General features: G+C 68.7%; 16 protein-coding genes. 13 read left to right on the top strand and 3 right to left on the bottom strand.

Annotation, left to right across the window (positions count from 1 at the left end; translation table 11 throughout):
• Nucleotides 1-118: 118 nt before the first annotated feature.
• The 5 genes from KDK82_RS26480 to KDK82_RS26460 are packed head-to-tail and all read left to right on the top strand — an operon-like array spanning nucleotide 119 to nucleotide 6,635.
• Nucleotides 119-1,294 (top strand): flagellar biosynthesis protein FlhB, encoded by a 1,176-nt coding sequence (locus KDK82_RS26480; RefSeq protein ID WP_013800346.1) that lies wholly within the window; start codon nucleotides 119-121, stop codon nucleotides 1,292-1,294.
• The gene (gene flhA / locus KDK82_RS26475; protein WP_012202531.1) at nucleotides 1,291-3,390 is read left to right on the top strand and encodes a flagellar biosynthesis protein FlhA; all 2,100 of its coding nucleotides are present in this window, start codon (nucleotides 1,291-1,293) and stop codon (nucleotides 3,388-3,390) included. Before KDK82_RS26480 ends, flhA begins: the two co-directional genes overlap by 4 nt.
• A complete protein-coding gene (flhF, locus tag KDK82_RS26470; RefSeq protein WP_034398017.1) occupies nucleotides 3,387-5,042 on the top strand; it encodes a flagellar biosynthesis protein FlhF in 1,656 nt (551 codons plus the stop codon). The genes flhA and flhF overlap by 4 nt, the downstream gene beginning before the upstream one ends.
• Entirely contained in the window at nucleotides 5,035-5,916 is an 882-nt protein-coding gene (locus tag KDK82_RS26465; RefSeq protein WP_088166659.1) for a hypothetical protein, read from the top strand. The genes flhF and KDK82_RS26465 overlap by 8 nt, the downstream gene beginning before the upstream one ends.
• A gap of 5 nt (nucleotides 5,917-5,921) precedes the next feature.
• The gene (locus tag KDK82_RS26460; protein ID WP_012202528.1) at nucleotides 5,922-6,635 is read left to right on the top strand and encodes an RNA polymerase sigma factor FliA; all 714 of its coding nucleotides are present in this window, start codon (nucleotides 5,922-5,924) and stop codon (nucleotides 6,633-6,635) included.
• A 213-nt stretch (nucleotides 6,636-6,848) separates the two neighbouring features.
• Here KDK82_RS26460 and KDK82_RS26455 read toward each other — a convergent pair whose 3' ends face one another.
• Nucleotides 6,849-8,300: a PLP-dependent aminotransferase family protein gene (locus tag KDK82_RS26455; protein WP_034398015.1), complete on the bottom strand. Its 1,452-nt coding sequence runs from the start codon at nucleotides 8,298-8,300 to the stop codon at nucleotides 6,849-6,851.
• 227 nt (nucleotides 8,301-8,527) lie between these two features.
• Between KDK82_RS26455 and KDK82_RS26450 the strand changes: the two genes are divergently transcribed.
• The 5 genes from KDK82_RS26450 to KDK82_RS26430 all read left to right on the top strand — a co-directional run bounded on the left by KDK82_RS26450 (nucleotide 8,528) and on the right by KDK82_RS26430 (nucleotide 13,465).
• Nucleotides 8,528-9,130, top strand: a complete 603-nt coding sequence (locus KDK82_RS26450) for a LysE family translocator (protein ID WP_034398013.1) — start codon at nucleotides 8,528-8,530, stop codon at nucleotides 9,128-9,130.
• A gap of 234 nt (nucleotides 9,131-9,364) precedes the next feature.
• A complete protein-coding gene (locus KDK82_RS26445; protein ID WP_013800341.1) occupies nucleotides 9,365-10,549 on the top strand; it encodes a PLP-dependent aminotransferase family protein in 1,185 nt (394 codons plus the stop codon).
• A gap of 87 nt (nucleotides 10,550-10,636) precedes the next feature.
• Nucleotides 10,637-11,596 (top strand): PhzF family phenazine biosynthesis protein, encoded by a 960-nt coding sequence (locus KDK82_RS26440; protein WP_088166707.1) that lies wholly within the window; start codon nucleotides 10,637-10,639, stop codon nucleotides 11,594-11,596.
• Between the two features lie 91 nt (nucleotides 11,597-11,687).
• Entirely contained in the window at nucleotides 11,688-12,371 is a 684-nt protein-coding gene (locus tag KDK82_RS26435; protein WP_088166658.1) for a histidine phosphatase family protein, read from the top strand.
• A gap of 119 nt (nucleotides 12,372-12,490) precedes the next feature.
• Nucleotides 12,491-13,465, top strand: coding sequence for a tripartite tricarboxylate transporter substrate binding protein (locus tag KDK82_RS26430; RefSeq protein ID WP_088166657.1), 975 nt, complete (start codon nucleotides 12,491-12,493; stop codon nucleotides 13,463-13,465).
• A 347-nt stretch (nucleotides 13,466-13,812) separates the two neighbouring features.
• On the opposite strand, the gene KDK82_RS26425 is transcribed toward KDK82_RS26430, so the two are convergent.
• Both KDK82_RS26425 and KDK82_RS26420 read right to left on the bottom strand, forming a co-directional pair.
• On the bottom strand, nucleotides 13,813-14,676 hold the full coding sequence (locus KDK82_RS26425) for a creatininase family protein (RefSeq protein WP_071953731.1): 864 nt from the start codon (nucleotides 14,674-14,676) through the stop codon (nucleotides 13,813-13,815).
• Between the two features lie 41 nt (nucleotides 14,677-14,717).
• Nucleotides 14,718-15,695, bottom strand: a complete 978-nt coding sequence (locus KDK82_RS26420) for a tripartite tricarboxylate transporter substrate binding protein (RefSeq protein ID WP_088166656.1) — start codon at nucleotides 15,693-15,695, stop codon at nucleotides 14,718-14,720.
• Nucleotides 15,696-15,909: 214 nt separating this feature from the next.
• On the opposite strand from KDK82_RS26420, the gene KDK82_RS26415 reads away from it, so the two are divergent.
• The 3 genes from KDK82_RS26415 to nhaA all read left to right on the top strand — a co-directional run bounded on the left by KDK82_RS26415 (nucleotide 15,910) and on the right by nhaA (nucleotide 20,416).
• Nucleotides 15,910-18,180 (top strand): protein-disulfide reductase DsbD, encoded by a 2,271-nt coding sequence (locus KDK82_RS26415; RefSeq protein WP_088166655.1) that lies wholly within the window; start codon nucleotides 15,910-15,912, stop codon nucleotides 18,178-18,180.
• Between the two features lie 193 nt (nucleotides 18,181-18,373).
• Complete coding sequence (locus tag KDK82_RS26410; RefSeq protein ID WP_088166654.1) at nucleotides 18,374-18,907, top strand: hypothetical protein; 534 nt, start codon at nucleotides 18,374-18,376, stop codon at nucleotides 18,905-18,907.
• Between the two features lie 237 nt (nucleotides 18,908-19,144).
• Nucleotides 19,145-20,416 carry a Na+/H+ antiporter NhaA gene (gene nhaA / locus KDK82_RS26405; RefSeq protein WP_088166653.1) on the top strand — a complete coding sequence of 424 codons (1,272 nt, stop codon included), beginning with the start codon at nucleotides 19,145-19,147 and terminating at the stop codon, nucleotides 20,414-20,416.
• Nucleotides 20,417-20,440: the final 24 nt, after the last annotated feature.

Below are 20,440 nucleotides of genomic sequence, written 5' to 3'. Positions count from 1 at the left end.
CGGCTGCCGTTCCTCCCCTTGTGCAGACAGCACATAAGCGCCGCTTGAGCCCCGCTTATCGGGGCTTCGCCTGCCTGGCTTGTTCCGACAATGACGCAAATCCTTCCGTCATTGCGCCATGGACTCCAGCCAAGACAAAAGCCTTCCCGCCACCGAACGCAAACTGCAGAAAACGCGTTCTGACGGCCAGGGTGCGCGCTCTCGGGACCTGTCGCACCTGGCCATCCTGGGCACGGGCGCGCTGATGATGCTGATGGGCGCCGAGCCCCTGATCCAGCACCTGCGCATGGCACTGGCCCAGCAGCTGGCCTTCGACGCGCACACGGCCAAGACGCCGGCCCTGATGATGGAGCGCATGCTGTCCATGGGCAGCCTGGGCCTGAAGATTTCCCTGGTCGTTGCCGCCGTGACCACGGGTGCGGCCCTGGTGTCGGGCATGCTGGCCGGCGGCTGGATCCTGAGCCTCAAGCCCATCCAACCGCAGTTCAACCGCCTCAATCCGCTGTCGGGCCTGACCAACCTGTTTTCCAAGCAGCAGATGGTGACCGTGGTGAAGATGGTGGTGATGACGGCCATCCTCTCCTTCGTGGCCTGGAAGTTCCTGAGCGGCCATCTCGCCGAGATCGCCGCCATCTCCTCCCAGCCCTCGGCCATGGCGCTGTCCATGACGGGGCAATGGCTGGCCAGCGGCGTCGCCCTGCTGCTGCTGGTGGTGTTCCTGATGGCCGTGATCGACGTGCCGCTGCAGGCCTACCTGTTCAAGTCGCGCCTGAAGATGAGCCACGAGGAAGTCAAGCAGGAGCACAAGGAATCCGACGGCAACCCGCAGATCAAGAGCAAGATCCGCCAGAAGCAGCGCGAGATCGCCGACCGCGCCAGCGTCAACGCCGTGCCGCGCGCCGACTTCGTGGTCACCAACCCCACGCACTACGCCGTGGCCCTGCGCTACGACGAAAAGACCATGGCCGCCCCGCAGGTCATCTCCAAGGGCACGGACCTGGTGGCGCTGAAGATCCGCGAAGTCGCGGGCGCCCACAAGATCCCGGTGCTCGAATCCCCCATGCTGGCGCGCGCCCTGTACGCGCACGCCGATCTGGACCAGGCCATTCCCGCCGCGCTGTACACGGCCGTGGCCCAGGTCCTGGCCTATGTCTACCGCCTGAAGGCCGCGCTGCGCGGCGAAGGCCCCATGCCTGGCGATCTCGGCGAACCCGTCGTGCCCGCCGAACTCGATCCGCACCAGGGCCGCCGCGCGCCAGGCGCCGCCGCGACCACTGAAGGTACTGCTCCATGACGACGAATCCGCTCCAATCCCTGCAATCGATGTGGTCGAGCGAGAACGCCAAGTTCGCTCAGGGCCTGATGGCGCCGCTGCTGGTGGTGGCCATCCTGGCGCTGATGGTGCTGCCCATTCCGCCGTGGCTGCTGGACACATTCTTCACGCTGAACATCGCCGTGGCGCTGATGGTGATGATGGTGGCGGCCTACATGATCCGGCCGCTGGACTTCGCGGCCTTCCCGTCGGTGCTGCTGCTGACCACGCTGATGCGCCTGTCGCTGAACGTGGCCTCCACCCGCGTGGTGCTGCTGGAGGGCCACACCGGCCCCGGCGCGGCCGGCGCGGTGATCGAGGCCTTCGGCCACTTCCTGATCGGCGGCAACTTCGCCGTCGGCCTGATCGTGTTCGCCATCCTGGTGGTGATCAACTTCGTGGTGATCACCAAGGGTGCTGAGCGTATCGCCGAAGTCTCGGCCCGCTTCACCCTGGACGCCATGCCCGGCAAGCAGATGGCCGTGGACGCCGACCTGAACGCCGGCCTGATCGACGAAAAGGAAGCCAAGCGCCGCCGCGCCGAGGTGCAGGAAGAGGCCAACTTCTTCGGCTCCATGGACGGTGCCAGCAAGTTCGTGCGCGGCGACGCGGTCGCCGGCATTCTGATCCTGGTGATCAACATCATCGGCGGCTTCGCCATCGGCATGATCCAGCACGGCCTGTCGGCCGGCCAGGCCGCCGACAGCTACATCCTGCTGGCTGTGGGCGATGCGCTGGTCGCGCAGATCCCCGGCCTGCTGATCTCGGTGGCCGCGGCCATGGTGATCTCGCGCGTGGGCAAGGAAACCGACATGGGCCAGCAGATCGCGCAGCAGCTGTTCATGTCGCCCAAGGTGCTGGGCATCACGGCAGGCGTGCTGGGCCTGCTGGGCGTCATTCCGGGCATGCCCCACGTCGTGTTCCTGTGCACGGGCGCGCTGCTGGGCTGGCTGGCCTGGATGCTCTCGCGCCGCCAGCAGGAACGCGCCTCCCAGCAGACCCAGGCGCCCGCACCCGTGGCCGCGCCCAGCGACGGCGAAGCCACCTGGGACGACCTGCAGCCGGTGGACCTGCTCGGCCTGGAACTGGGCTACCGCCTGATCACCCTGGTGGACAAGGGCCGCCAGGGCGACCTGCTGACCCGCATCAAGGGCGTGCGCCGCAAGTTCGCCCAGGAAGTGGGCTTTCTGCCCCCGGCCGTGCATGTGCGCGACAACCTGGAGCTCAAGCCCAGCGCCTACCGCATCACCCTGCGCGGCGTGATGGTGGGCGAGGGTGAGGCCTTCCCCGGCATGTTCCTGGCCATCAATCCGGGCGGCATCAGCACCCCGCTGATCGGCACCCAGACCACCGACCCGGCCTTCGGCCTGCCCGCCCACTGGATCGACGAACGCCAAAAGGAAGCGGCACAAATGGCAGGCTTTACCGTGGTTGATTCGGAAACCGTGATGGCCACCCATTTGTCACACTTGATGCAAGTGCATGCCGCCAAGCTGATCAGCCGTACCGAGACGCAGCAGTTGGTGGAGCATGTGGCCAAACTGGCTCCCAAGCTGATCGAAGAAGTCATTCCGAAAATGGTGTCCATCACGACGTTCCAGAAAGTGCTCCAGCTGCTGCTGGAAGACTCGGTGCACGTGCGTGACATCCGCACCATCATCGAGACGCTGGCCGAGCACTCCTCGACCACGCAGGACCCTGTCGAGCTGGCCCGCCGCGTGCGCATTGCGCTGTCGCCGTCCATCGTCCAGCAGATCTACGGCCCGACCCGTGAGCTGAACGTCATCGCCATCGAGCCCGGACTCGAACGCCTGCTGGTGCAGGCCCTGTCCAACCCCGGCTCCCCCTCACTGGATCCCGGCGTGGCCGAGATCCTCACCCAGAAGGCGGCCGACATGGCCAACCAGCAAGAAGAGCTGGGCCTGCCTGCCTGCCTGCTGGTTCCCGATTCCATCCGCAATTCCATTGCCCGCCTGGTGCGTCGCGTGGCGCCGCGTCTGCAGGTTCTCGCCCACAGCGAGATCCCCGAAACGCACACCATCCGCATCGGCTCGATTCTTAAAGGTGCATCCGCATGAACATCAAACGCTTCTACGCCCCCACCTCCCGCGAGGCCCTGGCCAAGGCGCGCATGGCTTTCGGAGCGGGCACCCTGATCCTGTCCAACCGCAACACGCCCGATGGCGTCGAGGTCATGGCCACGGCCGAGGACACGCTGGAGCACAGCAAGGCCGCTGCCAGCAGCACGCCGCTGCAGCAGGCCATCGAGCGCCGCTCTGCAGAGGAAACCACGGGCCTGCGCCCGCAGGTGCAGGCCAAGCTGATCCAGGCGCAGACCCAGCCGCGCACGGCGCAGCCGGCACTGCAGGCCGCTCAGGCGGCTCCATCGCGTGCTTCCCAGGCAACGTCGTCGGCGATTGCGCAGGCCATCTCGCAGGCAGCCTCGCTGTCGGCAGACGGTGCCGAGCCGGCCGGCCTGCGCCAAAGCGTGCAGGAAGACACCGAACAGCTGGCCATGAGCACCCTGTCCTTCCAGGACTATGTGCGCGAACGCATGCTGCGCCGCCGCCACGAGGCCGGCGTTGACGAGCCGCTGCCCAGCTTTGCCCAGCGCCGCAGCCTGGGCGACGCCCTGCGCGAAGCACCGGCCGCCGCGCCCACGGCTGCACAGCAGCCGTTCAAGGCACAGCCCGCGCCTTCCGTGGCCCGCCACAACCCGCTGCGCGCCAGCGCCGAAGCCCCGCTGCGCGAGACCCTGCGCAGCGAGCCCGCACCGACCATGGCCTCCCAGGCACTGCGCGATGAGCTGCAGTCCGTGCGCGACCTGATCGAAGAGCGATTCAACACCCTGACCTGGCTGGGCCAGACGCGCCAGAACCCCATCCACGCCAACCTCACGCACAAGCTGATCCGTGCGGGCTACTCCCCCGTGCTGGCCCGCGCCCTGGTCGAGCACATGCCCCAGGACCTGTCCGCCGGCGACGCCGTGCGCTGGCTGATGCAGGTGCTGGAACGCAATCTGCGCACCGACGCCGACCAGGCCCCGTTGTACGAGCAAGGCGGCGTCTTCGCCCTGGTGGGCTCCACCGGCGTGGGCAAGACCACGACCACGGCCAAGCTGGCTGCCCTGTGCGCAGCCAAGTACGGCGCCGCCAGCGTCGGCCTGATCACCCTGGACACCTACCGCGTCGGCGCCCACGACCAGTTGCGCTCCTACGGCCGCATGCTGGGCGTGGTGGCCCACCTGGCCCATGACCGCGCCGCGCTGCAGGACCTGCTGGGCCTGCTGGCCAACAAGCAGCTGGTGCTGATCGACACCACGGGCGTGGCCCCGCGCGATCCGCGCAAGGACGAGATCCTCGACCTGCTGGACCTGCCCGGCATCCAGAAACTGCTGGCCGTGAACGCGGCCGGCCAGGGCGATGCGCTGGACGATGTGATGCAGGCCTTCAAGGCGCGCGGCTCCAGCCAGGCCATCCTCACCAAGGTGGACGAGGCCGTGAAGCTGGGCCCGTCGGTGGACACGCTGATCCGCCACCAGATGCAGCTGCGCGGCGTGACCAACGGCCAGCGCGTGCCCGAAGACTGGGAACGCGCCGATGCGCAGCAACTGGTCTCCGCCTCCATGCGCGCCGCCACCCGCTCGGCCTTCGATCCCAAGGCGCTGGACCTGGACTTCTTTTTCACCCCGTCCAGCCCCAGCACGGAAGGCGAGATCCACCATGCTTGAAACCTTCCCCCAGTTGCACCAGGGCCTGGGCCTGCACGGCCAGCCCGGCGCCGCCGCTCCCATGGGCCTGCGTGTGCTGGCCATGCTGCGCGACACGGCCAACGACCCGCAGGGCCAGGCCGAACAATCCCTGCTGTGGCCGGTCTGTGCCAGCCTGCAGCGCCTGGGCCTGCCCGTTCTGGTGCTGGACGCCAGCCAGGGTGAGTCCCCGGATGCACCGGGCCTGGCGCAGCTGCTGCAGCAAAGCGCCTGGCAGGCCCGTACCGGCCTGCACCCCGATCCCCGCCACAGCTCGGTGGCCGTGCTGCCCGCCCGCCAGGGCCTGGATCTGCTGCCCCTGCAGGCACGGCAAGCCGGCATGACGCCCATGCAATGGCTGCAGCGTCACGTGCGCGGCTACGCCATCGTCATGCTGTATGCCAATGCCGACACGCTGGCCAGCAACCTGGCCGGCCAGGCCGTGCACCCGCTGATGGTGCTGCCCGAACAAGGCACCCGCGTGCTGGGCTGCTACCGCCAGCTCAAGCAGTTGGCGGTGCATGCCGGCCTGCGCTGCCTGCTGGCGCCGCTGCTGCCCAGCGCTGATGACCTGGGCGTGACCAGCTACGATTGGCGCCGTGGACAGACCGGCGCCCGCAGCCAGGCCGAGGATGCGCAACAGCTGCAATCCCAGATCGACGCGCTGATGCGCTGCGCGCAACGCCACCTGGGCCATGCGCCGGGACTGCTGCCCGTGCGCCTGCACCATGCACCGGACTTGCAGCGCCTGGCGCTGCAACTGCTCAACCATGCGGGCAGCGTGTTGCCACATGGCGGCCAGGATCTGGCCGCCGGCTTCGCGCCGCTGCCCGCATCCCATGCCTGGAGCCACTGACTGCCATGTACACCGCCAAAGGCCAACTCGACCGCGATGCACTGATCCGTCGGCATGTACCTCTGGTACGCCGGATCGCGCTGCACATGATCGCCAAGCTGCCTCCCAATGTGGAGCTTGATGATCTGATACAGGTCGGAATGATCGGCCTGGCCGAAGCCCTGTCCCGCTTCGAGAGCGAGCAGGGCGTGCAATTCGAGACCTTCGCCAGCCAGCGCATCCGTGGCGCCATGCTCGATGAGCTGCGCGAAGGCGACTGGATGAGCCGCAGCTCGCGCAAGAGCCAAAAGGACATCGAGCACGCGCTGCACCGCCTGGAGCAGCGCCTGGGGCGCACGCCGCTGGAATCCGAGATCGCCGACGAACTGGGCATGGACCTGGACGACTACCAGTCGCTGCTGGGCAAGGTGCGCGGCACGCAGCTGGTGTATCTGGAGGACATGTCGGGCGGCGACGAGGGCGAGGACTTCCTCGAGCGCCACGTGGCCGACAGCGGCGCCGATCCCTTTGCGCTGCTGCGCGACCACCGCCTGCGCGTGGCCCTGGTCGAAGCCATCAAGGCCCTGCCCGAGCGCGAGCAGTACATCATGGGCATGTACTACGAGCACGACATGAACCTCAAGGAAATCGCCGCCGTGCTCGGCGTGACCGAATCGCGCGTGTGCCAGCTGCACAGCCAGGCGATTGCGCGCTTGCGTACGAAGATGCGGGCGCATTGACTGGGAGCACCCCCTGAGGCGCTTGCGCGCCTTCCCCCTCTCTACCCGCTGCGCGGGGGAGGGGGACGACACCCTCGCGGCGGGGCGGCCCTTGCTCGGTGTCCCTCGCTTTGGGCCTCGCCGGTTTTTGGCGCCGTGCGCCTGGTCTGATCTGGATTTGCGGGGCGATGCCGATCTTCTCCGCCGTCTCCCTTCCCTGCCCCATTCCCTTTTCTATGCGCTGCCGCGCATGGCCTGGACTTCGCGTTCGAAGATGCGCCAGAAGGCGGGTTCCTGCGTGGTGGCGAAGTTGATGCGCATGCAGGTGCTGGGCTGGCGGCCGGCGTGGAACATGGCGCCGGGGGCGATGAAGTAACCGGCGTCCAGCAGGCGCTGGGCCAGGGTTTCGGTGTCCACGCCGGTGTCCACCCAGCCGAACATGCCGGCCGGCTCGGCCGCGAAGCGCGCGCCGGCCTGCTGGGCCAGTGCCACGCTGCGCATGCGGGCCTGGGCCAGGTGCTGGCGCAGGCGCTCGGCATGGCGGCGCAGCTGGCCCTGGTCCATGCAGTGGGCCAGGGCGCGTTCCATCAGCGAGGGGGTGGTGAGCGTGGACAGCAGCTTGGTGTCCACCAGGCGCTCCACCAGGGCGGGCGGGGGCGCCAGGTAGCCCACGCGCCAGTTGGGCGCCAGCAGTTTGGCGAAGCCGCTCACATAGATGCTGTGGCTGAGGCGGTCCAGCACGGTCATGCGCGCGGCGTGGTCGGGCGCGATCTCGCCATAGGTATCGTCCTCCACCACGTAGAAGCCGAATCGCCGCGCCAGCTGCAGCACCTCGTGGGCGCTGGCCGGTGACAGGCTGTAGCCGGTGGGGTTGTGCAGCACGCTCACGCTGACGTAGAGCTTGGGTGCGCAGCTTTCGCAGTAGCGCTGCATCACGGCCAGGTCCGGCCCGTCGGGGCCGCGCGGCACGGGCAGCACGCGCATGCCCAGCGATGCCAGGCGCGCGAATTCCACGGCCCAGCCGGGCTCCTCCACCATCACCGGGTCGCCCGGCTGCAGCAGGGCGCGGCTGACCACGTCCAGCCCATGTGTGGCACCCATGGTGGTGATGATGTGCTGCGGCGCCGCCGCAATGCCCAGGCGCGCCAGGCGCCGCGACAGCGCCTCGCGCAGGCCGATGTCGCCCAGCGGGTCGCCGTAGCCCACGCAGGAGTCGTGCAGGGACTTGCCCGAGCAGGCCTTGCGCATGGCCGCCGCCAGGAAGCCGGCCTCCAGCCACTCGGCCGGCAGCACGCCCGCCCCGGGCTGCGGCCTGCCGCCCACGCTCTGGTGGAACATGCCGCGCACCAGCATGGAGGCATTGATGCGCGTGCCCTTGGGCACGCCAGGGGCCTCCTCGGCGGGGACGGCACGGGCCTGTTCGGGCTGCAGCAGCGGCGCATCCTGCACGAAGTCGCGTACGAAGAAGCCGCTTTGCGGCCGCGCCTCGACCAGGCCCTGGGCCTGCAGCAGGTCATAGGCGGCCACCACCGTATGCGTGCTCACGCCCTGCTGGCGCGCGCATTCGCGCACCGAAGGCAGGCGTGCGCCCGCAGGCAGCAGGCGCATGCGGATGCGCTCGCCCAGGCGCTCGGCCAGCTGGGTGCTCAGGGTCTGCGGCGCCAGCCGCGAGAGAGGAACGGTCATACGGAAACGGGTGTGAACGGCTGCGAACTGCTGCGAAGGGGTCACCAGAAAGTCACTGTATCGGGATAGGCACCAATACAGAACATGCAATTGAGGGTCCAACTGTATTGGTACTGTACAGGTCTTGCACCTATATTTCATGCATTCGTGCTGCGGAGAAGGCCTGCCGTGCCCTCCTCCCCAACAGCCCCTGCCGCCTGTATGGAGACCTTCGGGGCCACCGCCTCATGCCACCGTCCGAACTCACCGCCTTGCTGCTGCTCGCCGCTTCCATGAGCTTCAGCCCCGGTCCCAACACCACGCTGTCCACGGCCCTGGCCGCCAACCACGGCCTGCGCCCGGCGCTGCGCTTCGTCCTGGCCGTGCCCGTGGGCTGGTGCGTGCTGCTGGTGCTGAGCACGGCCGGCGTGGGCGCGGCCATTGTCGCGGCGCCGCTGCTGCTGTGGCTGGTCAAGGCCGCCGGCATCGGCTACCTGCTGTGGATGGCCTGGCGCCTGAGCCGCAGCGCGCAGATGGCTTCGCTGCAATCGCCGCAGCAGCTGCAGGTGGGCTTCTGGCAGGGCGTGGGACTGCAATTCGTGAACATCAAGGCCTGGCTGCTGGCCCTGGCCATCGTGGCCGGCTGGCTGGCCGGGCGCGACGACCTGACCGAGCGCCTGACCGTGGTGCTGCCCGTCATGGCCGCCTATGCCTTTTTCAGCAATCTGCTGTATGCCTGCGTGGGCGCACTGCTGCGCCACTGGCTGGCCCAGGGACGCAGGCTGCTGTGGTTCAACCGTGCCATGGCGACCATGCTGGCGCTGACGGCGATGTGGATGGTGGCCGCATGAGGGTCCTCCACCCACGCCCAGGCAAAGGCCGTACTGGCCTGCCCAGCTATTGAAGGGAGGATGCGCAGACCCTTCACGTCCGCGACAAAATACCCTCATTGCCGGCGCAAGAGCGAGCGCACTATCCGCACTCCGCTCTTCACATGCGGCCGGCCCGTGCCCCACGACGGCATGGCAATCCATACCAGCCCGCCCGCATGGCGGGCACCGCAAAGACCTGGAACTGCTTTTTTTATGACGACCTGGACGCTGGCAGACCGTGCTGCCAAGATGAACCCCTCCGCCATCCGCGAAATCCTCAAGCTCACCGACCGTCCCGGCATCATCAGCATGGCGGGCGGCCTGCCCTCGCCGCTGGCCTTCCCGCTGGACGAGTTCACCCAGGCCTGCCAGACCGTGATGCAGCGCGATGGCGCCTCGGCCCTGCAGTACGCCACCAGCGAGGGCTTCGCCCCCCTGCGCCAGGCCGTGGCCGACTTCCTGCCCTGGGAAGTGGACCCCGACCAGGTGCTGATCACCACGGGCTCGCAGCAGGCGCTGGACCTGATCGGCAAGGTCTTCCTGGACCGTGGCAGCCGCATGCTGGTCGAAAAGCCCACCTACCTGGGCGCGCTGCAGGCCTTTGCACCGCAGGAACCGATTCCCGTGGGCGTGGACAGCGATGACGACGGCATCCTCGTCGAGGACTTCGCCGCCAAGGCCGGCACCGGCGCCGACAAGGCACGCCTGGCCTACGTGCTGCCCAACTTCCAGAACCCCACCGGCCGCACCATGGCCGAGGCACGCCGCCAGGCCCTGGTGGACAAGGCGCGCGAACTCAACATCCCGCTGATCGAGGACAACCCCTACGGCGACCTGTGGTTCGAGCAGGCCCCCGCCCTGCCGCTGGCCGCGCGCAACCCCGAAGGCGTGATCTACCTGGGCTCGTTTTCCAAGGTGCTGGCCCCGGGCCTGCGCATCGGCTTCCTGGTGGCGCCCAAGTCCGTCTACAACAAGCTGCTGCAGGCCAAGCAGGCGGCCGACCTGCACACGCCGGGCTTCAACCAGCGCGTGGTCTCCGAGGTCATCAAGGACGGCTTCCTGGACCGCCATGTGCCCACCATCCGCGCCATGTACAAGCGCCAGCGCGACGCCATGCTGGCCGCGCTGGAACGCGAAATGGCCGGCCTGGACGTGCAGTGGACCCGTCCCGTGGGCGGCATGTTCCTGTGGGTTCGCCTGCCCAAGGGCATGGATGCGCAAAAGCTGCTGCCCGCCGCCGTCGAACGCGGCACGGCCTTCGTGCCCGGCGCGCCGTTCTATGCGGACGAGCCCCAGGCCAACACGCTGCGCCTGTCCTACGTGACGGTGTCGGCCGAGCAGATCGACAAGGGCATCGCCGCCCTGGCCGACGCCATCCGCTCGCAGCTGTCGGCCTGATACGCACAGCCCCGGCTGTTCCCTGAAAGCCGGCTTTGCGCCGGCTTTCTTCATCCTGCATTGCCCATCGCACCCCTGCCCCTTGCCATGACCTCCACCGCCGCTCCCCGCCAGCGCCCCTTCATGACCGTGGATGTGTTCACGGCACGGCCCTACCTGGGCAATCCGCTGGCCGTCGTGCTCGACGCCACCGGATTGACCGATGCGCAGATGCAGTCCTTCGCGGCCTGGACCAATCTGTCCGAGACCACCTTCGTGCTGCCTCCCACCGAGGCGGGCCGCGCCGCAGGCGCCGACTACCGCGTGCGCATCTTCACGCCGGGCGGCGAGCTGCCCTTTGCCGGCCATCCCACGCTGGGCAGCTGCCATGCCTGGCTGGCGCAGGGCGGCGTGCCGCAGCAGGCCCAGCGCATCGTGCAGGAATGCGCCAAGGGGCTGATCGGCATCGAGCGCCAGGACGGGCGCCTGGCCTTTCAGGCACCGTCCACCGACATCAGCGACGTGGAGCCCGGCCTGCTGGATGACGTGGCGGCCGCGCTGGGCGCAGAACGCGGCCAGATCCTGCGTGCGGCCTGGCTGGACAACGGCCCGCGCTGGATGGGCGTGCTCTTCGAACACCCCGACCAGGTGCTGTCGCTGGAGCCCGACCATGCAAGGCTCAAGGCGCTGAACACCAAGGTGGGCGCCTGCGCGTTGTACGAAAGCGCGCAAGATGCACCGGCACTGATCGGCCGCAGCAGCCGCGAGGCCCGCGCCTTTGCCACGGGCCAGCGCCCGGCCGGGGCCGATGCGGATGCCGCCCCCAGCCTGGAAGTGCGCGGCTTCGCCAGCCCCGTCGGCGTCACTGAAGACCCCGTCACCGGCAGCCTCAACGCCAGTCTGGCCCTGTGGCTGCGCGGCGAAGGCCTGCTGCATGCGCCCTACATCGCCAGCCAGGGCTGCTGCGTGGGGCGCGACGGTCGCGTGCATGTCAGCGAGGACGCGCAGGGCGCGCTGTGGATAGGCGGCCATGTCGTGGAATGCGTGAGCGGCCAGGTGCTGTTGTAGGGCCTGCCGGGTTTCCGGAATCTGTCGCCAAGGCGGCAGCCAGTCGCCCGCAGGACAAACGCCAGCGCCAGCGCTGGCCACAATCCGCGCCATGGGAACCCTCTATCTTGTGCGCCATGGCCAGGCCTCGTTTGGTGCCGAAGACTACGACCAGCTCAGCGAGCGCGGCACGGCGCAGTCGCAAAGGCTGGGTGCCTACTGGCGCGAACGCGGCCTGCGCTTCGACGCGGTCTACACGGGCACGCTGCGCCGCCATGCGCAGACGCTGGCCGGCATCGCCGACGGCCTGGGCAGCCTGCCTGCCGAGCAGCACCGCACCCAGGCGCTTGCAGGCCTCGATGAATACGACAGCGGCGCGCTGCTGCAGGCCATCCATCCGGCGCCCCTGCCCAAGCCCGACACACCCGAGCTGTACCGCCACCACTTCCGCATGCTGTGCGATGCCCTGGCCCAGTGGATGGCCGGCACCATCAGCCCCAAAGGCATGCCCAGCTGGGATGATTTCTCGGGCGGCGTGCGCCAGGTGCTGGAGCGCGTGCGCCACGAGCATGCCGACGAAAACGTGCTGCTGGTCAGCAGCGGCGGCCCCATCTCCACGGCCGTGGGCCATGTGCTTGGCACCTCGCCCGAGGTCACCATTGCGCTGAACATGCGCATCCGCAACAGCGCCGTGACCGAGTTCACCACCAGCCCCAAGCGCCTGATGCTGCAGACCTTCAACACGCTCAACCACCTGGACACGGACGAGCACCGCAGCTGGATCACGCACGCCTGATACGGCACCGGCAAGGCTGTCACACAGCTATCGCGCCAAGGCATAGCAGCCAGAACACGGGCGCTCTGGGCCGGCCTGCGCTTTTGCGCCAAACTCGCCGGCCAGGAGACAAAAGACCCATGAACAAACGCCGTTTCACGCGCAGCGCCCTGGCCTGCGCGGCCCTGCTGATGGCCGCCTTCACCAGCCAGGCCCAGCCCCTGTCGAACAAGCCCATCCGCATCGTCGTGCCCTTTGGCGCAGGCGGCGTGGCCGACGTCACCTCGCGCGTCGTCGCGCAAAAACTGGCCTCGCAGCTGGGCCAGCCCGTCATCATCGACAACAAGCCCAGCGCAGGCGGCATCGTCGCGGCCGACACCGTGGCCAAGTCCGCGCCCGACGGGCACACGCTGTTCCTCATGTCCAACGGCAGTGCCGTCACCGTGGGGCTGTTCAACCAGCTGCCCTTCGACATGGTCAAGGACTTCACGCCGATATCCACCCTGGGCTACTTCGACATCGGCGTGCTCACCGCAAGCGACTCGCGCTTCAAGAACCTGGGCGAGCTGGTGGCCTGGGCCAAGGCCAACCCCGGCAAGCTCAACATCGGCAGCATCGCCATCGGCAGCACCCAGCACCTGGCAGCCGAACTGTTCAAGACCACCGCCGGCATCGACGCCCAGATCGTGCCCTTCAACGGCACCCCTGCCGTGGTCACGGCCCTGCGCGGCAAGCAGATCGACGCGGCCGTGGAAATCCTCACGCCCATCATGGGCCAGATCAACTCCAAGGCCGTCAACCTGCTGGCCATCACCGGCGACAAGCGCTCGGCCCTGCTGCCCGGCGTGCCCACGGCCCAGGAGTCAGGCGTCAAGGGCTTCGTCGCCTCCTCCTGGAACGCCCTGGCCGCCCCCGCCAAGACGCCCCCGGAAATCATCGCCCGCCTGAACAAGGAAATCGCCGCCGCCGTGAACTCTCCCGAAGTCACGCAGAAACTGCGCGAGATGAACGTCCAGGCCCAGTCCAGCACGCCCGAGCAGACCGCGCAATTGCTGCAATCGGAAATCAAGCGCTGGGGCGACGTGATCGTCCAGGCCAAGATCCCCAAGCAATAAAGGAATAGGCCGAGCGAAGCAAAGGCCCGAGCAAACTCCCCGTATGTCAGCGCCTGCGTCGTGGCGGCTGCGGGGTTGCAAGCCTGCCGAAGGACAGGCTTGCTTCGTGATCTGACTCGCCGTGATGTTTGAACGTAGCGCGCAGCGCGAAGAGAGTTTCACGGCGAACCCCGCAGCCGCCACGACGCAGGTGGCCCCGCAGCGCAGCGAAGGGGTCGCGGACATTCGGGCGCATTTCTTTGCCTACTTTCTTGCTGCGCGGCAAGAAAGTAGGTCGGCCGCCGGGCCGAATCCCGGCCTCGCAAAACCACCACCCGGCAGGGTCCAAAAACGCCCCCGCAACAAACCTACAACGGCTCCGGCGCCCGCCCCACAGTATCCGCAGGCAGCGCAACCATCTCGGACAACAACCGCACCAGCCCCCGAGCCGAAGCCTCCACCATCAAAGCCCCCCGCTCGGCCGTAGCCCCCGCAGCATTCCCCACCGCCCCGCAAACGTTGTAGTCCTCGATGGCCCAGCCCATCTTGGCGCTTCGCCCATTGCCCAGCAAGGCATGCCGCTGCGCCCGATCCTCCGAAGTGGAATGAAAGTCCCGCGCATGCTCCATGCGCACGGTCTCCGGCGCCAGGTGCAGCATCATCGACGTCTCCACCTCCCCGCCATGGATGCCGAAGCGGTGCTCATGCGCGCTGAACTGCGCATTGGCCGCATCGTCCACCAGGCCGAACCAGCTGCTGCTGTAGACCAGCAGGCCATGGCGCATGCGCAGCTCGCGCGCCACGATGTCCATCACGCTGACCTGTCCGCCATGACCGTTGAGCAGCAGCAGCCGGCGCACGCCGGCCCGCGCCACGCAGGCGCCCAGCTCGGTCCACAGCGCGATCACCGTGGCGGGCGACAGCGTCAGCGTGCCGGCAAAGGATTGGTGCTCCACGCTGAAGCCGATGTTCTGCGGCGGAAGGAACAGCGCGGGCAGCTCGGGCGGCAGCAGCGGCAGGGCCGCATCGATCACGCCCTGCAGCAGGCGGGCGTCGACGGACATCGGCAGGTGCGGGCCGTGCTGCTCCACGGCGGCCACGGGCAGCACGGCGATGGTTTCGGCAGCCAGGCCGCTGGCCTGGGCCTGCGCAAAGTCGCGTGCAGAGGCCTCGGCCCACCAGCGGGAAGGCCAGGCGCCGGGGGATATCTGTTCGGGCGGGGAGTCTTGCATGGCCCGATATTAGGGCCATCCATGGGCTGCAGGAGCCCTCCTCACTCGGCCTTGAAGTTGGATTCCTTGACGATGCGTTTCCAGCGCTCGTTGTCCGACTCGATCAGCCGCGCGAACTCCTCGGGCGTTCCCCGGCGCGGCACATAGCTGTAGCTGCGCAGCTTGGCCAGCACGTCGGGCACCTGCATGACCTTGTCCATCTGCTGCGCGAGCTGGGCCACGATGTCGCGGGGCGTGCCCTTGGGCGCCAGCAGGCCCGACCAGGAACTGAAGCCCATGCCGTCCACGCCGGCCTCCTTGATGGTGGGCACCTGGGGAAAGACTTCGGCGCGCTGGGGCAGCAGCACGGCCAGGGCCTTGACCTTGCCCGTGCGGATCATCTCCACCGAGGTGAAGGAGTCGAACGAGAAATCCACCTCGCCCGCCACCACGGCCTGCATCTGCGGCGCCGTGCCCTTGTACTGGGCGTTGACGATGCCCGGCGCGCCAATCACCTTCTTGAACTGCTCGGTGATCAGCGAAATCATGCTGCTGCCCGAGGACACGCTCAACGGCTTGCCCTGTTTGGCCATGGCGACCAGCTCCTGCAGGCTGTTCACGGGCAGGTCCTTGCGTGCGATGAGGACGAAGCCCACGTCGCACAGATGGCTGATGGGCTCGAAGCTGGACAGCGCCTCGTAGCTGGTCTTGTAGAGCACGGGGCTCAGGGTCTGCGCGCCGGCCGTGTTCATCAGCAGGGTGTAGCCATCGGGCGCGGCGCGCGCGGCCAGTTCCGTGCCGATGACGCCGTTGGCGCCGCCCTTGTTGTCCACCACGAAGGACTGGCCGGTCAGCTCCCCGAGCTTTTGCATGGCCAGCCGCGCCACCACGTCGGTGGTGCCACCGGCGGGAAAGGGCACGATCACGCGCACGGACTTGTCGGGATAGGCGGCTGCTGCGCGCGCGTGCTGCGGCAGTCCCCAGGCTGCGGCCGCTGCCGCGCCAGCGGCCAGGAAGTGGCGGCGAGATGTCTCCTGCATGGCTTGTCTCCTTGTGTTGCTCTATCCCGGATGGGTGGCCGGTCCATGATGGGCAACGGACATATCGCCTGTCCAATACCAAGCGCCTATGCAACGATATCTTTTGCCAATCGTCCTGCAGCCGGCCACAGGCGATCTCTCTGGACGGCCCGCTACCATCGCAGCCTGCAGCCGGGGGAACCAAAGACCATGCCCCTGGCTCCCACAGTCCGCCATGCCGCACCAACCACCTCTTCGCCACACTGCCCCCCAGCACCTCGCCTTCTGGCTCCTCGCCTTTTTCCTTGCCGCCGCCAGCCTGCTTGCCACCCCTGCCGGCGCGCAGCTGCGCCTGAAGACCGGCACCGGGGCGGCCGCGGCCGTGGACACGCCACGCGTGCGGGCCGAGCTCGTGGCCCAGGCACCCGAAGGCGTTCAGCCCGGTCAGACGCTGTGGCTGGGCCTGCTGATCACCCACCAGCCCGAATGGCATACCTATTGGAAGAACGCCGGTGATTCCGGCCTGGCCACCGAGCTGAACTGGCAGCTGCCTGCAGGCCTGACGGCTGGCGAGATCCAGTGGCCCGTGCCCGAGGCGCTGCGCGTGGGCCCCCTGCTCAACTACGGCTATGAGGGCCAGGTGCTGCTGCCCGTGCCCGTGCAGGTGGCCGCCGACTTCAAGCCGCCCGCGTCCGGCATGCTGGACCTGCGCCTGCATGCGAATTGGCTGGTCTGCCGCGTGGAGTGCATTCCCGAGGAAGGCGATTTCCAGCTGCAGCTGCCCCTGCAGGGCAGCACGGCAGGCCAGGGACAAGCCTTCACCCAGGCCTGGGCGCTCAAGCCCCAGGCACTGTCTGCGCCAGCCCAGGCCAAGGTGGTGCCGGCCAGCCAGCCAGCAGCAGAAGGCAGGACGCCCGACGAGCGCGTGCAGCTGCGCATCGAGGGCCTGCCGGAATCCCTGCAGGGCCGCACGCTGGACTTCTATCCCGAATCTTCCGACACCTTCCACCACGCGGCAGAACTGGGCAAGGACTGGCAGCAGCATTGGGACGGCGCAGCCTGGGTGGCCGAGCTGCCCCTGTCCGACATGCGCGGCGAGACCCCGGCCAAGCTGCCCGTGGTTCTGGCCCTGCCACCCGCCGAGCGCGCCGCAGCGCTGGAGCAGGGCCAGCCCGTGGCCTGGCGCGCCGAGGCCCCGGTCGAGGGCCGCTGGACGGCTGCCGCCATGGCCAGCGTTTCCCCCGCACTGGCCGCTGCCCTGGCGGCCAACCAGGCCGCTGCGCCGACCACCAGCGCCACCAGCCTGTGGATGGCCCTGCTCGGTGGTCTGGTGGGTGGACTGATCCTGAACCTCATGCCATGCGTCTTCCCGGTGCTGGCCATCAAGATCCTGGGCTTTGCACGCCATGGACAGGACCGCCGCGCCCAGCGCCTGGGCGGGCTGGCCTATACGGCGGGCGTGGTCCTGTCCTTCCTGGCCCTGGGTGGCCTGCTGCTGGCCCTGCGCGCGGCGGGTGAGCAGCTGGGCTGGGGCTTTCAACTGCAGTCGCCGGCCATCGTGGCCTTGCTGGCAGCCCTGTTCACGCTGCTGGGCCTGAACCTGGCAGGCCTGTTCGAGTTCGGCTCCATGCTGCCCGGCCGCTGGGCTGCGGCCCATGCGCGCCATCCGGTGGCCGATGCCTTTCTGTCCGGCGTGCTGGCCGTGGCCATTGCCTCGCCCTGCACGGCGCCGTTCATGGGCGCCTCGCTGGGCTTTGCCATCGACATGCCGGCCCTGCAGGCGCTGACGGTGTTTGCCGCCCTGGGCCTGGGCATGGCCCTGCCCTATCTGCTGGCCAGCTTCGTTCCCGCCGTGGTGCGCTGGCTGCCGCGCCCGGGCGCCTGGATGGATACCTTCCGCCGCGCCATGGCCTTCCCCATGTTTGCCACCGTGGTCTGGCTGGTCTGGGTGCTGGGGCACCAGAGCGGCATCGACGCCGCCACCGCGCTGCTGGCCCTGCTGCTGGCCTTCAGCGCCCTGGTCTGGACGCTGACGCTCAAGGGCCGCACGCGCGCCGTGCTGGCCACGCTGGCCGTGGTGCTGGCAGGCGCGCTGCTGGCCACCACCGCGCCCCTGATCACCACGCCTGCCCAGGCCGAGGGCACGGGCACGGCGTCCGCTGCAGGCGAGCGCTGGCAGCCCTGGTCGGCCGCCCGCGTGGCCGAGCTGCAGGCGGCGGGCAAGCCCGTGTTCGTGGACTACACGGCCGCCTGGTGCGTGACCTGCCAGGTCAACAAGCGCACCACGCTCAACCATGAGGAGGTGCTCGCCGCCTTCGACCAGCACGGCGTGACCCTGCTGCGCGCCGACTGGACGCGGCGCGACCCAGCCATCACCGCTGCGCTGCAGCAACTGGGCCGCAGCGGCGTGCCCGTCTATGTGCTGCATGCGCCGGGCAAGCCCCCGGTGGTGCTCAGCGAGCTGCTATCGAAGAGCGAGGTACTTGGGGCGTTGGCCGCGCTTTGACGGCACGCCCTCCTGGGACAAACCCCGATTTTGGGTAGGTCCCAGGCCTACATTTGTTGCAGCGCACGCCGTCCTAGACTGGATGCATCCGGGGAATACCGCAATCCGAACGCTAGGCGCCGCGGCTGCCGCCCGACTCCGGAGACCCGCCCGCGCGGCAACTGCCCGCCCTGCACGACACAGGAGGTGGGCCATGCATGCACTGATCACCCATTCGCACCCTTCGGGGGTGCACCATCGTTCACGCGGCAAGGGTTTGCTGCTGGCGCTGGGGCTTGCCAGCCTGGCCGTGGCGGGGATCGTCCTGCCCTTTGTCTGGGACCTGCTGGGCTTCGTCAACGGATTGCCCAAGATGGGATGGCTGCAGTCCATCCTGGCCGTCTCGCCGGTGTTCAGCTGGCTGATGATGTTCGCCTGGGGCCTGGCCGTTCCCGTGGCGCTGATCTACGCGCTCTACCACCCGCAGACCCACCCCTGGGGCAACGCCGCCATGGTGGCGGGCGCCATGCTGGTGGCCATCACCTGGTACGTGCACATGCCCGCCGCATCGCAGTGCACGGCGATGTACCCGCAGACCGGCATGGCCTGCTCGGTGCTGCAATGGGGCTTCAGCATGAGCCTGGGCGTGGCAACGGCGGCCTATGTGTTCCTGGTCTTCATGATTGCGCTGTCCTCGCTGGGGCTGCTGGCCGAATGCGTTGCGCGCAATGAGCCGCCCAGGCCCTGAATCCGCAGGGTTTTGGGCAAGGGTCCCGGCCGCCGATTTTTTGCCGCCGGGCCGCCCCAAGGCAAAAAGCGGCCCCCTCGGGGGGACAGCGGACCTTGCGCAGCAAAGGGAGCGTGGGGGCTTCTTTTATAATGGCGGCTGGGTGTCCAGACCGCATGGGGCGGCAGGACAGGTGTTGATAGCGCAGGTCGGGCCGCCTGCGCACCGGGGCCGCAAGGCCCCTTTGCTGCTTTGCACATGAACACCTACACGACCCCGCGGCCGTCCGGCCCGCGCACGCCCCTTTTCCTGTCTTTCGCCGATCGCGTCGGCGCCTTCCTGTCCCGCTGGTCCCATGCCGAGGCCGCGGGCGGCATCGTGCTGCTGCTGGCAGCGGCCGCCGCCCTGGTCTGGGCGAACTCCGGCTGGGCCGGTTCCTATGAGGCGCTGTGGCACACGCCGCTGAGCCTGGGCCTGGGCCCGTGGCAGCTGTCGCAATCCCTGCATTTCTGGGTCAATGACGCGCTGATGAGCGTGTTCTTCCTCGTGGTCGGCATGGAGATACGTCGCGAGATGCATTCCGGCGCACTGGCCCAGCCGCGCCAGGCGCTGCTGCCCGTGATGGCCGCGCTGGGCGGCGTGGTGGCGCCGGCCCTGATCTTCCTGGCCTTCAATGCCGCGCCGCCGCTGCGCAACGGCTGGGCCGTGCCCACGGCCACCGACATCGCCTTTGCCATGGGCGTGCTGGCCCTGCTGGGCCGGGGCCTGCCGCCCGCGCTGCGCGTGTTCCTGCTGGCGCTGGCCATCATCGACGACCTGGTGGCCGTGCTCATCATTGCGCTGTTCTATTCGGGCGGGCTGCAATGGAGCCAGCTGCTGGTGGCCGCCGCCGGCCTGGCCGGCGTGTTCCTGCTGCAGTCGCTGGGCGTTCGCCGCGCCTGGGCCTATGTGCTGCCGGGCGCCGTGCTCTGGTGGGGCATCTGGCAGACCGGCGCCCATCCCACGCTGGCCGGCGTGGTGCTGGGCCTCGTGACGCCCGTGCACGCACTGGCAGGCCGCGAAAGCGCCGCGCCCGTGGAGCGTGTGCAGGCGGACCTGCATCCCTGGGTGGCCTTTGGCGTGATGCCGCTGTTTGCGCTGGCCAATGCCGGCGTGCCGCTGCAGGGGGCAGGCGGCGCAGGTGCCGATGTGGCGGGCACGTCGGCCGTGATGTGGGGCGTGGCCCTGGCCCTGGTACTGGGCAAGCCGCTGGGCGTTCTGCTCAGCTGCTGGCTGGCCGTGCGCCTGCGGATGTGCGCGCTGCCGCCAGGCATGGGCTGGGGCGACGCGCTGCTGGCAGGCCTGCTGGCAGGCATTGGCTTCACCATGGCCATCTTCATCGCCACGCTGGCCTTTGACAGCGAGGCCCTGCTCAATGCCGCCAAGCTGGGCGTGCTGATGGCGTCGGCCACGGCTGCAGTGCTGGGCCTGGCCTGGGGCCTGGTGCTGCGCCGCCGCCATGCTGCGGCCGCGACAGCGCAGCCGGCCTGATCCGCATGCGCTGCGTACACTGCG

It is taken from the genome of Delftia sp. K82 (assembly GCF_002193035.1).
Lineage (GTDB): Bacteria > Pseudomonadota > Gammaproteobacteria > Burkholderiales > Burkholderiaceae_C > Comamonas > Comamonas acidovorans.
This window is presented reverse-complemented; position numbering and strand designations above follow the sequence as displayed.

Coding starts and splice junctions, on each gene's coding strand:
- KDK82_RS26480 (WP_013800346.1), top strand. CDS start 119: ATGGACTCCAGCCAAGACAAAAGCCTTCCCGCCACCGAACGCAAACTG.
- flhA (WP_012202531.1), top strand. CDS start 1,291: ATGACGACGAATCCGCTCCAATCCCTGCAATCGATGTGGTCGAGCGAG.
- flhF (WP_034398017.1), top strand. CDS start 3,387: ATGAACATCAAACGCTTCTACGCCCCCACCTCCCGCGAGGCCCTGGCC.
- KDK82_RS26465 (WP_088166659.1), top strand. CDS start 5,035: ATGCTTGAAACCTTCCCCCAGTTGCACCAGGGCCTGGGCCTGCACGGC.
- KDK82_RS26460 (WP_012202528.1), top strand. CDS start 5,922: ATGTACACCGCCAAAGGCCAACTCGACCGCGATGCACTGATCCGTCGG.
- KDK82_RS26455 (WP_034398015.1), bottom strand. CDS start 8,300: ATGACCGTTCCTCTCTCGCGGCTGGCGCCGCAGACCCTGAGCACCCAG.
- KDK82_RS26450 (WP_034398013.1), top strand. CDS start 8,528: ATGCCACCGTCCGAACTCACCGCCTTGCTGCTGCTCGCCGCTTCCATG.
- KDK82_RS26445 (WP_013800341.1), top strand. CDS start 9,365: ATGACGACCTGGACGCTGGCAGACCGTGCTGCCAAGATGAACCCCTCC.
- KDK82_RS26440 (WP_088166707.1), top strand. CDS start 10,637: ATGACCTCCACCGCCGCTCCCCGCCAGCGCCCCTTCATGACCGTGGAT.
- KDK82_RS26435 (WP_088166658.1), top strand. CDS start 11,688: ATGGGAACCCTCTATCTTGTGCGCCATGGCCAGGCCTCGTTTGGTGCC.
- KDK82_RS26430 (WP_088166657.1), top strand. CDS start 12,491: ATGAACAAACGCCGTTTCACGCGCAGCGCCCTGGCCTGCGCGGCCCTG.
- KDK82_RS26425 (WP_071953731.1), bottom strand. CDS start 14,676: ATGCAAGACTCCCCGCCCGAACAGATATCCCCCGGCGCCTGGCCTTCC.
- KDK82_RS26420 (WP_088166656.1), bottom strand. CDS start 15,695: ATGCAGGAGACATCTCGCCGCCACTTCCTGGCCGCTGGCGCGGCAGCG.
- KDK82_RS26415 (WP_088166655.1), top strand. CDS start 15,910: ATGCCGCACCAACCACCTCTTCGCCACACTGCCCCCCAGCACCTCGCC.
- KDK82_RS26410 (WP_088166654.1), top strand. CDS start 18,374: ATGCATGCACTGATCACCCATTCGCACCCTTCGGGGGTGCACCATCGT.
- nhaA (WP_088166653.1), top strand. CDS start 19,145: ATGAACACCTACACGACCCCGCGGCCGTCCGGCCCGCGCACGCCCCTT.